Source organism: Clostridioides sp. GD02377 (genome assembly GCF_045899875.1).
Lineage (GTDB): Bacteria > Bacillota > Clostridia > Peptostreptococcales > Peptostreptococcaceae > Clostridioides > Clostridioides difficile_A.
In genome coordinates this window covers 16,998-32,160 of sequence record NZ_JBJODA010000005.1, presented here as the reverse complement: position 1 = coordinate 32,160, position 15,163 = coordinate 16,998, and the positions used below count along the sequence as shown (strand labels likewise).

16 protein-coding genes are annotated in these 15,163 nt (G+C 27.4%); 6 read left to right on the top strand and 10 right to left on the bottom strand.

The features are described 5' to 3' along the window. Positions 1-21: 21 nt before the first annotated feature. From Q3304_RS05355 to Q3304_RS05335, 5 genes are all read right to left on the bottom strand, one after another. On the bottom strand, positions 22-402 hold the full coding sequence (locus tag Q3304_RS05355) for a DUF4363 family protein (protein WP_407814010.1): 381 nt from the start codon (positions 400-402) through the stop codon (positions 22-24). Between the two features lie 2 nt (positions 403-404). Beyond that, positions 405-1,064 (bottom strand): DUF421 domain-containing protein, encoded by a 660-nt coding sequence (locus tag Q3304_RS05350; RefSeq protein WP_054276677.1) that lies wholly within the window; start codon positions 1,062-1,064, stop codon positions 405-407. 107 nt (positions 1,065-1,171) lie between these two features. Continuing rightward, positions 1,172-2,143, bottom strand: coding sequence for an exonuclease domain-containing protein (locus tag Q3304_RS05345; protein WP_407814009.1), 972 nt, complete (start codon positions 2,141-2,143; stop codon positions 1,172-1,174). 39 nt (positions 2,144-2,182) lie between these two features. Then, complete coding sequence (locus Q3304_RS05340) at positions 2,183-2,530, bottom strand: hypothetical protein (protein WP_054276678.1); 348 nt, start codon at positions 2,528-2,530, stop codon at positions 2,183-2,185. Between the two features lie 297 nt (positions 2,531-2,827). Then, positions 2,828-3,784 (bottom strand): L-threonine 3-dehydrogenase, encoded by a 957-nt coding sequence (locus tag Q3304_RS05335; RefSeq protein ID WP_407814008.1) that lies wholly within the window; start codon positions 3,782-3,784, stop codon positions 2,828-2,830. Between the two features lie 446 nt (positions 3,785-4,230). Between Q3304_RS05335 and Q3304_RS05330 the strand changes: the two genes are divergently transcribed. The 3 genes from Q3304_RS05330 (at position 4,231) to Q3304_RS05320 (ending at position 5,621) form a co-directional block, all read left to right on the top strand. Continuing rightward, complete coding sequence (locus tag Q3304_RS05330; protein ID WP_054270273.1) at positions 4,231-4,599, top strand: C-GCAxxG-C-C family (seleno)protein; 369 nt, start codon at positions 4,231-4,233, stop codon at positions 4,597-4,599. 414 nt (positions 4,600-5,013) lie between these two features. Next, the gene (locus Q3304_RS05325; protein WP_407814007.1) at positions 5,014-5,259 is read left to right on the top strand and encodes a hypothetical protein; all 246 of its coding nucleotides are present in this window, start codon (positions 5,014-5,016) and stop codon (positions 5,257-5,259) included. Positions 5,260-5,357: 98 nt separating this feature from the next. Beyond that, positions 5,358-5,621, top strand: a complete 264-nt coding sequence (locus Q3304_RS05320) for a DUF1883 domain-containing protein (RefSeq protein ID WP_054270275.1) — start codon at positions 5,358-5,360, stop codon at positions 5,619-5,621. A 313-nt stretch (positions 5,622-5,934) separates the two neighbouring features. Here Q3304_RS05320 and Q3304_RS05315 read toward each other — a convergent pair whose 3' ends face one another. Continuing rightward, a complete protein-coding gene (locus tag Q3304_RS05315) occupies positions 5,935-6,882 on the bottom strand; it encodes a 4Fe-4S dicluster domain-containing protein (protein ID WP_407814006.1) in 948 nt (315 codons plus the stop codon). Between the two features lie 2 nt (positions 6,883-6,884). Next, complete coding sequence (locus tag Q3304_RS05310) at positions 6,885-8,516, bottom strand: FAD-dependent oxidoreductase (RefSeq protein ID WP_407814005.1); 1,632 nt, start codon at positions 8,514-8,516, stop codon at positions 6,885-6,887. A 129-nt stretch (positions 8,517-8,645) separates the two neighbouring features. Between Q3304_RS05310 and Q3304_RS05305 the strand changes: the two genes are divergently transcribed. Beyond that, positions 8,646-9,563 (top strand): LysR family transcriptional regulator, encoded by a 918-nt coding sequence (locus Q3304_RS05305; protein WP_167641123.1) that lies wholly within the window; start codon positions 8,646-8,648, stop codon positions 9,561-9,563. A gap of 117 nt (positions 9,564-9,680) precedes the next feature. Here the strand turns inward: Q3304_RS05305 and Q3304_RS05300 are convergent, their stop codons facing one another. From Q3304_RS05300 to Q3304_RS05290, 3 genes are all read right to left on the bottom strand, one after another. Next, positions 9,681-10,262, bottom strand: a complete 582-nt coding sequence (locus Q3304_RS05300) for a TerD family protein (protein ID WP_054270279.1) — start codon at positions 10,260-10,262, stop codon at positions 9,681-9,683. 42 nt (positions 10,263-10,304) lie between these two features. Next, positions 10,305-10,871, bottom strand: a complete 567-nt coding sequence (locus Q3304_RS05295; RefSeq protein ID WP_074179380.1) for a TerD family protein — start codon at positions 10,869-10,871, stop codon at positions 10,305-10,307. A 307-nt stretch (positions 10,872-11,178) separates the two neighbouring features. Further along, complete coding sequence (locus tag Q3304_RS05290; RefSeq protein WP_054270281.1) at positions 11,179-12,039, bottom strand: YitT family protein; 861 nt, start codon at positions 12,037-12,039, stop codon at positions 11,179-11,181. A 148-nt stretch (positions 12,040-12,187) separates the two neighbouring features. Here Q3304_RS05290 and Q3304_RS05285 point away from each other — a divergent pair, with 148 nt between their 5' ends. After that, complete coding sequence (locus Q3304_RS05285; RefSeq protein ID WP_407814004.1) at positions 12,188-13,078, top strand: MBL fold metallo-hydrolase; 891 nt, start codon at positions 12,188-12,190, stop codon at positions 13,076-13,078. A 268-nt stretch (positions 13,079-13,346) separates the two neighbouring features. Next, the gene (locus tag Q3304_RS05280) at positions 13,347-15,104 is read left to right on the top strand and encodes a cell wall-binding repeat-containing protein (RefSeq protein ID WP_407814003.1); all 1,758 of its coding nucleotides are present in this window, start codon (positions 13,347-13,349) and stop codon (positions 15,102-15,104) included. Positions 15,105-15,163: the final 59 nt, after the last annotated feature.

The following is a 15,163-nucleotide window of genomic DNA, read 5'->3' as shown; positions in this document are numbered from 1 at the left end:
CTATATCCTTAGTTTAAGTTGTTAAAATATATAGTTTACATCAAATTTAACACTTTCAACAATATTTCCTAAATATGTTTTTATACTTTCGACTTCTTCTAAAGACCTTAATTTATTTTCAGTATAAATTGTCTTATCAAGAATATTAAACTTTAGACCTATTTCATCAAAGTACTCATGATTTAAAACTTTGTACCAATGATTTCTTTCTTTATCCCATCTTGTAGATATAGAATCAGCTTCTTTTTGAGCTTTTTCCCAATCCTCATTTTCTATATATTTTTCCAAAACAGACATATTATTTTTATAGCCATCTGTAAAGTCGTATAGTTTATTATTGACGTAAAATCCAAATAATAAGAATAAAATAGCCCATGTTATAACAAATGTTGTAGATTTCAATATTAATCACCCTTTTTATTTTGAATAAATATTTTGTCGTTTTCGTCTAAAACACAAATAAGAACATCTTTAAAAGTTTCTATATGGTTAGATTTTAAGATACCCATTAACCAATTAGTGTCTTTTTCAGCCATGTCTAGATTTTCATTTATTATTCTACCATCCAATATAAGTGGAATTGGTAAATGATTAAATGCTCTTGGAGGAGTACTATTATAACTTGATGCTGGTACAACACTTAAATTACCATCAGTCTCTAAAATAGCGTACTGTACATCCTTTAAATTGAAATACCCCTGAATTCTAAGTTGTTCTAATAATTCATCTATACTAACTCTTTCTTTTTTTAGTTCTTTATATACAATTTTCCCCTTATCTATAAGTATAGAAGGTTTACCTGATAAAAATGAACTTAATTTTCTACTTTTTAATGATAGGAATGAAATTAGAGTCTGCATAATTACAAGCCCAGTTATTGCTGCAACGCCATTTATAATTGGTATATTATTATTTTCCATTGGAACAGATGCAACTTCCGCAATTAAAAGTGTTATAACTAAATCAAAACAGTTCATTTCAGCTATCTCACCTTTTCCCATGACTCTAAGCGCAATTAGCACTGTTATGTATAATATAATACTTCTTATTAATACTACTGTCATATCTATCAATTACTCCTTTAAAAAATATTTGCATTTAGTTATTATGTCCCATATAAGAATTTTAATTCAAAATATAAAAAACACCTTAAGTAATTAAATTCAATTATTTAAGGTGTTTTTGATAATTTTAATATTAAATTTTTTATAGATTTTCTATTGCTTTTATTTATTTTAATGACAGATTCAGCAAAATTATTTTTGTCTCCTAATTTTAAAATAAAATCAGGATATTCTTCAAATTCGTTGAGTTTTATTAATTTAAAAGAAGAAGACAGATTTTTAAAGTTAATAATTTTAGAGTTATTTACTAGTACGCTTCTTTTTTTAAAATAGATTTCTTTTTTACTTATATTCAGTATATTTAATATTTGTTTGAGATAAATTATTATATCTTCTGGAGTTTTCTCGAATTTAAGTTCAAAATTTTCATCTTCGAAGTATGGAATATAATATAAAGGAGTTTTGATAGGAGGTAATTTATTATATAATTCTTCAAGAGTATTAATATCTTTAGGATAGTTAAGGTAAAAGCTTTTACATACATTCATTAAATCCATAGCATCTGAAAGAGAGTTATGTTTAATTTCTCCTTCTACAGAAAAAATCTTTTTCATATTAAGTAAAGATAATTGTCTAGATAAGATTCTATTATTGTATGTAATGTGTTGAGATATAAAAGGTTGAATATCAATCATCATATTAAACAACTCTAAGCATTTACCAGTATATTTACATACTCTAAATGAATTTAGAAGACCAGCAATGTCAAAATCACCCCAATTGTATATTGTAATATCATTAAATTTGCAAAACCATCTATAAAAATCATCCATAACATATAAAAGGTTAGGAGCATTATCAATATCTAATTGATTTAGCTTAGTAAGCTTTTTACATTTATTTGAAAGTATTTCATTGTATTTTGGTTTAACCAAAGAATAATAGTCGTCCATTATATTAAATTCATTATCAACCAAAACTCCACCAATTGAAATTAATTCAGCTCCATTATATTCTAATTTATTTTTATTATCATCTAGCATATTAAATTCAAAGTCTATAAATAACTTGTATTTCATAAATATAAAGCACATCCTCATGTATATTATTTAGTGTAACTAAGCATCATAAGAATCAATCGATATAATGATTCTAAACATCAAAGGCTCATTACAACTTTTATTTATTTCATAATTTAATTCAAATAAATCTTTTAGTATGTAATTTATAAGTATTCTTTCCCAACCCATTTTTAAATTCACTTTAGAGTTTAGCAATGTGTTTTCTATTTTTTTAAATATTTCTATATTTGCTGGGATTATACTAAGTTCAATACTACTTTTAAATGGATTAGACTGTAAATCAGTTATAAGTATGTCTTTTAATTCTTCTGTAAGCTCAGAGATTAAACTATCACCTATATATTTTTTAATTATTTCCTCTCTAATTTCCCTTAAGTTTAGCAATATTAGTACCTGCTACTTACATTATATTATGAAAAGTGTAGTAAAATTCAAGTAAATTTTTTATTACACTTAAAATAGTAGCTTTTCCTTTCATTTTAGTTTTTAAGATTATTTTGTATAATTAACACATAAAAAACTATTAATATTAATGTATAAGAATAATAGGTTGTTAAATGTTTGAAATAAATTATATTTAGGATTCAGAGAAAAAGTATATAAAATAACATCTTATAGATTTAATTTATAAAAATAAAATATCTTATTCCCTGAATTCCTTTAAAATCGAGAGATTAGTTATTATTTACCAATTCCTCTTTCTGATAATTTTTCTAACATATCTTTAGTCATTTTATCTAAATTATAATTAAATTTAAAGTTCCATTCTTCTACTGCGCTACTGCTATCTAGAGAATCAGGCCAAGAATTAGCTATACTTTGTCTTACTGGGTCTACATCATACTCCATTACAAAGTCAGGGATATATTTTTTTATAGAAGCAGCTATTTCCTCAGGAGCAAAACTCATAGCAGTAATATTGAAAGCATTTCTATGAATAAGTTTATCAGCTGGAGCTTCAATTAAATCCACTATTGCCTGAAGTGCATCAGGCATATACATCATATCCATTTTAGTGCCTTTTGCTATATAAGATTTATATTTCTTATTTTTTAATGCTTCATAATATATATCAACTGCATAATCTGTAGTTCCTCCACCAGGAGGAGTAACATAAGAAATAAGACCTGGAAATCTAACACCTCTAGTGTCTACTCCAAACTTTGAGTGATAATAATCACATAGTAACTCACCAGAAACTTTAGTTACACCATACATAGTATTAGGTCTTTGTAGTGTATCTTGAGGAGTCATATTTTTTGGAGAATTTTCACCAAATGCGGCAATTGAACTAGGTGTGAAAAATTTACAATCTAGTTCTCTAGCTATTTCAAGTCCATTTATTAATCCATTCATATTTAAATTCCATGCCTCTAAAGGCTTGCTTTCAGCAACTGCAGAAAGTAGAGAAGCTAGATGAATTATAGTGTCCACATCGTATTTTTTAGCAATTTCAAAGAAGCGGTCTTTATCTGTAACATCTAATATTTCAAATATACCAGATTCACACACAGTGTTTCCATTTTTTATTCTTCTTGAACTAGCAATTACATTTTTATCTCCATATTCGTTTCTAAGTTTTATAGTTAATTCTGAACCTATTTGTCCTAATGCACCTGTTATAAGTATTTTTTTCAATTTGACAACCTCCTTGGGGTTTGATTTATGTAGTATTGCTTATTTTTATTTTAGCAAATCTTTTGTTTAAATACAAAGGATTAAACTCAATAATATATTGTTTAATTTAATAGAGTTCAATTACTGTTTAAAAAAGTAATATTCAAAGACGTATTACATAATACTGGTGAATTAGATTAAATTATTATAAATAGATATAGATTGTGTGACTAAGTCACAGAAATTAAAATAAATTTAAGATATAATAAAATCATATCATTTGAAATATTTAGTAGAGGCAATTTCATAAATAAAAAGTAATTTAGATTTAGAAAGCTATAAACTTAGATATTGTAAACATAAGTTAGAGTTTATAGTTGTAGAAATGTTATATAACAATATTGATATTATTATAATATTAAACAGTAATAAAATATATAAAATAAAATCTGAAAGGAAGTATAAAAATGACAAGACCATCAATATATCATAGCCAAGGATACACTTGTGCAGAAGCGTTAATAAAGTCTTATAATGAAGAACATAACACAGATATACCCATTTCAATAGGAAGTGGTATGGGGGTTGGAATTACTGTTGGAAGTGTCTGTGGAGCTGTAAATGCAGCTATTGTCATAATCGGTTATCTAAATGGAAGAAAGAGTAATTTGGATGAAAATATGGCAAGAAAGTATTCAAGAGAATTAATGAATAGAGTAAGAGATAGATACAGCACAGAAATATGTGCATCCTTGAAGAAAAATAAAGTAAGTTGTGAAGAAATAATAAATTTCACATATGATGCTTTAAATGAAATGCTAGAAAGTCAAAAATAATCATAGAGAACAAGTATTTTATATTTAATAAAATACTTGTTTTTTTTATTATTTTCAATATATTATAATTTAAAAATCAATTTTATTATATTTTAATCGAAATAATTTACTTAAAACGATAATAATTGATAAAAAAATATAAATACTGTAATTAAGAAAATGTAAATGATTTAATATTAAGTGAGTTGTTATATTTATTAATATAAAGTGAAATAAACTAATGAGTAAATTTATAAATTATAAAGAAATATATAAGAAAATAAAAGAGATAATTAATGCAATATAAAGTAAAAAAGCAAAAAAGTATATAATTTATTTATAAAATAAAGAAAAAATAGAATTTTAAGATAAAATGCAAAGATTATATCATAATATGGTATAATTAGTAAAAATATAGAGATTGGAGGAATTGATTTGTTTATAGAGGAAGAATTAGAAGGATATATATTAAAATGTAAAATATCTGAAGACTTTAAAGATAAGCCCGGATATAGTGATGAAGAGTTTTACGTTACAGTCTATAAAGATGAAAGTTCTGACTCTGGGTATTATGCTTTACTAGAAAATAAAGAAGAAAAAGTAGTATGGGATGGAGAAGTCGTTGCCAATAATATTTTTAATAAACTTTGGGTTGTAGTAGACAAAGCTAAAGCTGGATAATAATGTAATTATATAGTAATTATAATACTTTAAATGGATTTTTATATATATGAGATGAGTAAATAACAAAGATTATTCGATACTGGAGGGGTAGTTCAATGGAATATAGTTATAGCAAGATGAATCTAAAAAAAGGGGATATTGTAGAAGTAAATTTAGAGAAACAAGCTAATGTAATATTGCTAGATCATATAAATTATGTGAAATTTAAAAATCAAAAAAATTATGATTACTATGGCGGGTTTGCCAAGAAAAATCTATGTAGAATGAGAGTACCTAATACAGGAACATGGTATTTGGTTGTAAATCAAGATGGAAATAGTGGAATAGTTGGTTTTTCAATTAATACAATTCAAAATTAATTTGATTAAAAAATAGCTACACACTCTCGTGACTTTAGTCGTGAGTTAGTAGCTAAGGTAGTCAGCATATAGGGAAACTTATATGTAGAGATAGGATATAATCTATCCAATACTACTTGAAAATATCAGAGATTATTACTTATTGTGTATTTTATATAATTAACATAAAATTAATAAATAGTTATTATAAAATAATAATTTGTAAAGATATATTTGTATATACCTTTACAAATTATTTATAATACTTAATTTTTTATTATTCTTAACTAAATTATATATGTTAGTAAAATTTATACTATTAAAATATTTATTGTTAACATAAAGCTCCACCTTTAAGGTGTAGAGGAGCATCAAGTATGTCTTCTTTTCTTTCTAAAACATCATCTGATAAAAGCATATCTATAAATTTATCAACACCAATCCTGTCAATTGTTATTCCAAAGCGTTCTCCTGTTTTACCTTGTTCTCTAAATAAAAGAATTGTTTTTTCAATTAAAGTCATAAGTTCTTGTTTTGAAAACAATCTATCGATTTGTGTTCCAGGACGAACAGATTTTCCCCATTTTCCTCCTATATACACTTTATAACCAGATTCTTTTTCTTCAATACTGTCAAAATTACAACTTTCTATGCATTTTCCACAGTTATTACATAAATTACTATCTATTTCAAGTTTACCTTTATCTGTTAATTTAGCTGCTTTGACAGGACAGACTTCCATAACAGCACATTTTTTACAACCAACACAAAGCTCAGAGTCGTAATCAGGTACACGTTGACCAACAATTCCAAGGTCATTTAAGTCAGGTTTAATACAATTATTAGGGCATCCTCCGACACCAATTTTAAATTTATGAGGTAGCTTTACATCATACCAACCTTTGTAAAATTCTTGATGTATTTCAGCAGCTAGTGCCTGTGTATCAGTTAAACCATGAACACAAACAGTACCCTTACAAGCTACAACAGGACGAACTCTTGAACCAGTTCCACCTGTGATTAGATTTTCACTAGCAATAAATTCACTTAAAGCTTCAATGTCTTCAAATTTTACACCAGGTAACTCTACTGTTAATCTAGTAGTAAATGCTAACTGACCATTTCCGAATTTTTCAGCAGCTTCTGCAATCTTTTTTGCTTGAGATGTATTTATTACGCCATTTACAGTTATTATACGCGCTGCAAAATGTTCTCCATCTCTGCTTGGTAAAAAACCTCTACCTTTTAATTCTTTTTTTTGTTCTGCTGTAATATTACTCATAATTACTCCTCCATTACCTTAAGATTTGGATAAAATAGTATTCCACCTTCAAGAACTTTAGTATTTGTATAGCCAAAGCGTCTTAAACGATTTTGAGCCATATAACTATTTTTACCTTTTGCGCATATAAGAAGGATTTTTTCATCCTTAGAAAGACCTTCAATTTCTCCATTAATCTCCCCAACAGGAAGATAACGTAAGCTAGGAATAGAAGGAGCTTTTGAAACATCTATTTTAGTCCAACTATCAAAGTCTTCTATTTCATCAAGTAAAACACTATCAAGTTCTCCATTAAGTTTGTTTTGTAAAACATTTACTGCTACTACAAATGGATGAATAGCAGTTGAAAAAGGTGGTGCATATGCAAGGTCCATACTTTCTAATGAATAAAGGTCAGCTCCTAAAGTTATTGCAGTGGCAGATATATCTACTATTTTATCGACAGCTCCAGGTCCCATAACTTGAACACCCAATAATTTTCTAGTATCCTTTTCAGCAACCATTCTTATAATAAAATTAGATGCACCTGGATAATAGTGAGCTTTGTCATCAGTAGCTATAGTTACAGAACAAACATTATAACCTTCTTTTTCAGCAGTTTCTTTACTTAGTCCTGTTTTTCCTGAATTGAGTTCAGGTAATTTTACTACTGTTGTTCCAAGGACACCATTGTAGGTTTTAGATTTACTAGATATATTTTGTGCACAAATTCTACCTTCATGATTTGCAGATGAACCCATAGGTGACCATGTAGGTTTATTTGTTAAAGCATTTTTTACAAATGCACAATCTCCAACTACATATATATCTTTATCGTTTGTAAGCATATATTCATCTGCAATAAGTGTTTTATTTGGAGCAAATTCTAGACCTGTATCTTTTAGAAAGTCTGTGTTAGGGCGAATCCCAACTGACATAACTACTAAATCTGTTTTAATGACTCTATTTTTAGTACGAAGTTTTTCGACCTTATTTTGACCTTCAATGCCTACAACTTGGTCACCTGTAAAAATCATTATACCTTTATCAGCCATATGATTTTCAACATATTCAGCAAAGTCGGTATCAAATCCAGGCATAACATGTTCAGCCATATCAATAACACTTACACGTATGCCCATTGCAGAAAGGTTTTCAGCGATTTCAAGACCAATAAAACCTCCACCGATAACAACAGCTCTCTTAACACCATCTCCAATAGAATCTCTTAGTGTTATAGCATCATTTGGAGTGCGCATAAAGAATACTCCAGATAAGTCAATGCCAGGTATTGGTGGTTTTATTGGGTCTGCTCCTGTAGCAATTACAAGTTTGTCATAGCTTAAATTTTCTTCTTTTCCTGTTGAAATCGTTTTCAAAATTACTTGTTTTGTAGCTCTATCAATAGAGGTAACTTCAACACCACAACGAACTTCTGCTCCTGTTAGCTTCGAAAAACTTTCAGGTGTATTGACAATTAAAGATGATTTATCTTTAATTATATTGCCAACATAGTATGGTAGACCACAACCAGCATAAGAAATATCTTCACCTTTATTTAGAATTGTAACAGAGCAGTTATCACCCATTTCACGTTTTATTTTTGCAGCAGTCTTTGTTCCAGCGGCAACTCCACCTATAATCAATACTTTCACAATATATCACACTCCAATCTCTTTTATAACTCTATGCTAAAATTATAGTTCTTGACAATACATTTGTAAAATACTAAAATATTAATAAAATCATAAGTATTTACTAATGTTTGCTAAGGTTGTGATAATATGACTATTCGCAGTCTTGAGATATTTGTTAAGGTTGCCGAGTGTGGTAAAATGAGTGAAGTAGCAAGAAATATGTATATTACACAGTCATCAGTTAGTCAAGTCATTTCAGAAATAGAAAAAGAGTATGGAGTTAAGTTATTTGAAAGAATTTCAAAAAAATTATATTTGACAGAAGCAGGAAAAAAACTTCTTGGATATGGGAGGCATCTTTTATCTATAAATGAAGAAATGAATGATTGCATGAAACACTGTGCAAAAAATATTCGTATAAAAGTTGGAGCTACAGTAACTGTTGGAACATGTGTAATAAGCCCAATAATACTAGAGTTATATAAAGTAAATCCTTTGATAGAACCAGAAGTATTTGTAGAAGATACAAGGTTGATTGCAAAGAAACTACTTAATAGTGAATTAGATATTGCCATTGTAGAGGGCAAAATAAAGCATCCAGATATTGTTACAAAAAGCATTATTAATGACCATTTAGTACTTATATGTTCTAATAAGCATGAGTTTTACAAAAGAGATTACATAAACGTTTCAGAACTTTCAAATCAACCATTAATTATGCGTGAGTTGGGAAGCGGCACAAGAGCACAGTTAGAAAATCAGTTAAAAGAATTGAAAATTCCAATGAATATTAGATGGTCATGTTATAATTCTGAAGCTATATTGAGAGCAGTTGTAGATAATTTTGGTATTGCAGTTATATCTGAATTACTTGTTGACGATTATTTAAAAAAGCATCTTTTATGGTCTTGTGATATTGAGGGTATCAATTTACAGAGGACATTCGACATTGCATATCATAAAAATAAATTTTTTACAGAAAATATCTCATCATTTTTTGATATTTCAGTAGAGTTTGGAAAAAAGCAAATGAGAAAAAAGAATAAAAAAATGAATGTTTTATAACATATTAAAAATAAAATAGGAAATAAAAAAAGAGTATATTAATATACTCTTTTTTTATTCGCCTATGCTATTAAATAGATTTAGTTTAAAAAATATCTTTACTATTTTAAATTAATATTAACCTAAATTAACACCAAAGTTTCCACATAGTCCTGCAAGACCATCTTCGAAACCAGAACCTAAAGCATTGAATTTCCATTCTTCATTATGTCTATACAATTCTGCAACTACTATTGCTGTTTCTATGCTAAAATCTTCACCTAATTCATATTTAATAAGTTCTTCGTTAGTTTCTTCATTGTAGATTCTTATATATGAATTTTCAACCTGTCCAAAATTTTGTCTTCTTGTTACAGCTTCGTTTATAGTAACTGTAAATGATATTTTAGCAATGTCTTGTGGTATTTTAGATAAGTCTACATTTATTTGTTCATCATCACCATCACCAACACCTGTTCTATTATCACCCATATATTCAACTGCTCCAGAAGCATGTTTTAAATTATTGTAGAATATAAAGTCTCCATCATTTGTAACTTTACCATTAGCACCAGTTAAAAATGCAGAAGCATCTAAATCAAAATCAAAGCCACCATCATACTTATTAGTATCCCATCCTAATCCTACTACTACTTTTTTAAGACCAGGGTTAGTTTTTGTTAAACTTACTTTTTGTCCTTTTGCCAAAGTTATACCCATTTAAAACAACTCCTTGTTATAAATTTTTTATTGTAATTATTATTAACTATATAAATTAGTTAATTCACGAAGTTCTTCATTTTGGCCAATACCTAAAGCATTAAATTTCCATTCTCCATTTCTTTGATAAATTTCACCTGCCAAAACTGTGACTTTACCAGAAAAATCTTCTTGAAGGTTATACTTAAATAGTTCTTGTTTAGAATTTGCATCAATTAATCTTATAAAAGAATTATTCATTTGACCAAAATCTTGATTTCTTTTGTTAGCTTTGTATATAGAGACTCCAAAAATTATCTTATGTACATATTCTGGAATACCATCTAAATTGACCATTATCTGTTCATCATCACCTTCACCTCTTCCAGTTAAGTTATCTCCAGTGTGTATAATAGCTTTAGAAGGATGCTTAAGATTCCCAAAATAAACTAAATCACTCTTAGAACTCATTTTATCTTGGCTAGTCAATGCTATTGCAAAAGCATCTAGGTCATAATTTTTTTTACCTAGTTTGTTCATGTCCCATCCTAATCCTACAATTACATTTTTTACAGGATTATTGTCTTTTACTAAACTTACTCTTTGTCCTTTTTGTAAACTAACACTCATTTTTAGTTCTCCTTTTTGTATTTTAAGTTTTATTGGTAGTTATAAGTGTAAGAATCATATTAGCTCTATTATATACATACTTAGACTAATTTGGCTATATCTATAAACTATTTAATTGTATAATTACGTAAATATTTTTTAAGTTTAAGTATAGCTAGAAAAATTTATATAAAATCTGGAGGTAGTTATGATGGAAGTGTTTTGGATTATTGATAATAAAATAAAAAAGAAATTTAAAAGCAGACATAATTAACATATAAAAAGCTCTGTTTATATATGTTAATTATGTCTGCCATTTGTTTTATATTTATTCTATTTTTTTAAATCCATTACCCAAAGCTTCATGTATATCTGTAATTATGATAAATGCATTAGGGTCGACATTTTTTACTAATTTTTTTAATTCGACAACTTCTTTTTTCTCAACCACCACTAAGAGCACATTCTTATTTTCTCCAGTATAAGCGCCTTCGCCCTTTAGGATAGTTGCACCTCTATCTAAATCTTCCATTATTTTTTTGCTTATATCTTTTGAAAGGTCAGATATGATAGTAAATGATTTTGAATAATTAAATCCTTCAATAAGTAAGTCACTGACTTTTACTAAAATGTATAAAGCTACAGTTGAATAAAGTGCAATTTCAACCTGTCTATTTACTATACCTGATAGAACTACCACAACACAGTCAACAATACCCATCAAAACAGGTATACTAAATGTAGGAAAATATTTATTTAGTAGGAGTGCCATCAAATCAGTTCCACCTGTAGAGCCATTTATTCTAAAAATAAGACCTTGACCAACTCCCATTAAAATAGAACCAGATATAATTGCAAGATACATATCATTTGTGATATCTAGTGTAGCCATATTTGCAGTAAGCTTAAGTGCTATAGTAAGAAAAATTATTCCTAAAACTGTTTTAAAACAATCTTTCTTTGAAAGTATTTTGTAAGCAAATATGAATAATGGAACATTTAAAATTAAATTGACAATCCAAAGTTCTATACCAAATAGTGCATTTAAAATAACTCCAAGCCCTGTTATACCACCAGCAGCGATTGCATGTGGATTAAAAAACATGTTAAGAGAAATTGCCATTAATATACAGCCTACAATTAATATTAAAATTTCTGAAAAAGTTATTATATCTTTTTTCAATAACATCACTCCTTATATATAGATTATAATATATATTATATAGTTTTTCCAATTTTTAATAAAAAAAATAAAAATATATTATAAAAATAATTTGATTGGAATTTTCTGAAAATTAATGCTATAATTAAAAATAAATTTAAAGGGAGGTTATAAAATGGCTAAATTAACTCTAGAACATATAAAAGGAAACACGTATTATATTCCACTCCCTACAATAGTAGGTGTATATGTAGATGGTAATGATGCAACTTTAATTGATAGTGGAAATAACAAAGATACTGCTAGACAAGTCTTAAGATTGTTAGAGGAGCATAATCTAAATCCTAAATTAATAATAAACACTCATTCAAATGCAGACCATATAGGAGGAAATGCATATTTGAAGAATCAAACAAAATGCAAAATTGCTACAACTAAAATGGAAGGATATTTTACAGAAAATCCAATACTAGAATCAGCATTTTTATATGGAGGCTATCCAAGTAAAGCACTGAAAAATAAGTTTCTATTAGCAAAAGAAAGTGAAGTTGATTATATTATACCTTCAAATGGAAAAATTGTAGATACAGAACTTGAAGCTATTTCTCTTCCAGGTCATTATTTTGAAATGATTGGTATTAGAACTCCAGATGATGTTTTGTTTGTTGCAGATAGTCTTACACCAGAAAATATAATTACCAAATATCATTTTTTCTTCCTATTGGATATAGAATCACAATTTAAGACATTAGAAAAAATGAGAAATTTAGAAGCAGATTTCTTTGTTCCAAGCCATTCTGTTAAAACTAGAGATATAAAAAATTTAATTGATATTAATAAAAATAAGATGGAAGAAATAATAGATAATATTAAAAAAGTCTGTTGTGAAGCAATTATGATTGATGAAGTTATTGAAAAAATGTGTGATTTGTATGGTGTTAAACTTGATGCTAATCAATATGTATTAGTTGGAAGTACAATACGTTCTTATATAACATATTTATATGAGAATAAAATGGTTGAATACGTGTTTGACGGTGGCAAGATGTTGATAAAAACTGTATAAACATTAGTTAGAAAGTAATGATAAAAATTAAATTTACTATCAATTTATCACAAAAAATAAACAACAGTACCTCTAAAAGCTTATAAAAGTCTTAAATATAAATTTGTTTTTTACTTTATAACAAATAAATTTTATAATGAATAAGATAAAATAATTGGTATAAATTGACTTATAATTTTATAAAAATAGATGCTTGATTATAAAATTATGTTATAATTTGTAAATAAGAGGATAGATTATAAGCAAATTAAAGAATTTATAGGGGGAAATGGTAGAGATTATGAATAAAAAATTCAAAAAATTCAGTAAAAAAATAAGTATATCAACCTTGGCTTTGACTATGTTTCTTTTTAGTAATCTAACTGTAAACGCACAGTTTAAAGAGGATTCAATAATAGGAAATGACAGATATGAAACAGCAGGGCTTATAGCAGACAAGCAGAATTATGATACTGTAATATTAGTTAATGGAGATAAAAGTTTATCTGATGGACTTTCATCAAGTGGATTGGCTGGAGCTATTAATGCACCTATACTTTTAACTAAAAAAAATGAGATACCAAAAGCTACTTCGACTAGACTAGACAATAAGACTTTGAATACTGTAAAAAAAGTATATATAATTGGTGGCTACAATACTATTGAAAATTCAGTAGAAAAAGATATAAAAGGAAAAGGTATTGAAGTTGAAAGAATAAATGGAAATAATAGAATTGAAACTAGTTACAATGTAGCAAAAAAAATAAATGAAGTTGGTAAGGTAAAAGAAGTCATGCTGACAAATGGATTTGTAGGAGAGGCTGATGCTATGAGTGTAGCACCTGTAGCTGCAAAAAACAAAGGAGCCATAATACTTACAGATGGTAAATCAATTCCATTTGGCACTGAAGACTTAAATGTGTACGCAATAGGAGGCAAGTCTGCAATAAGTGAAGACTTAGTAAAGAAAACTAATGCAACTAGAATTGGTGGCAATGATAGGTTTGAAACTAATAAAAAAGTGATAGAGAAGTTTTATAATGGAGCAACAGATTTTTACATAACAAAGGGGTATCAATTGGTAGATGCGCTAACACTATCTCCTCTAGCTAAAGAAAAACCAATCGTTTTAGTTGCTGATGGAAGTAACAAAGGTATTTTAAAAGGAGCTAAAATCATAACAAAAGTTGGAGGAATTGATGCTAATACATACAAACAATGTCTAGATGTAGTGGAATATAATGATATGAACATAACTCCAAACATTGTAAAACACCTAACTTCAATTGAAGGGAATGAAGTTTCTGAAGTATCTATAGAAATAGATAATTTAGGTGTAGTTGTTGAAAAGACAAATACTGATAAATTTGAATTTGACTATGTAAGTGTGACTAATGAAAAAAATTGTACTTTTTCTGTGAATAAAGAGAGTTCTTCCAATAATGTGAAGGATGGAAAATTGTTTTTAAGTGCTAAGAAAAAAATAGAGAAGCAAGATAGACCTTTACAAGATATGAATGGCGATAATATGATAAATGCAAATAAAGATAAAATGGTAAATGTTATAAAAATTGGGATTCCTGATAAAGAGTATTCTAATTTTAATGTAGAGGTAGAAAGAGGAACAGTAGAACTTTATAATATTAAAGGTGGAGCTACAGTTAATGTTAATGATGGAATTGCAAAAATTGTCGATAATAGTGTTACATATCCATTTAATATAAATACTAATGATGGTATTTCAGCTGTAACAGCTGAAACTATATCATCTGAAATAAAGTTTAGGTCAAATGATGGAATTGTAGATGTAACAGCTACAAATATAAGTGGAGATATAAGCTTGTATGGAAAAGATGGCAAAGATAACTTTGATGGAATCTTTAAATTAAACTTGAAAAAAGAACCATCAAATTTACACTTGAAGTTGATAGGCAATGGGTTAAATAAGTTACCTGATGGTTGGTCTAAAGATTATATTTTAGGAAATGGGCATCCAGTTATTGAGGTTAAAAATAATGGCATAAACAATATAACACTTGGTGAATAAAATATATGAAAATAAAGCTTATATAATTTTTAAATTATATAAGCTTTACTTAATTATCA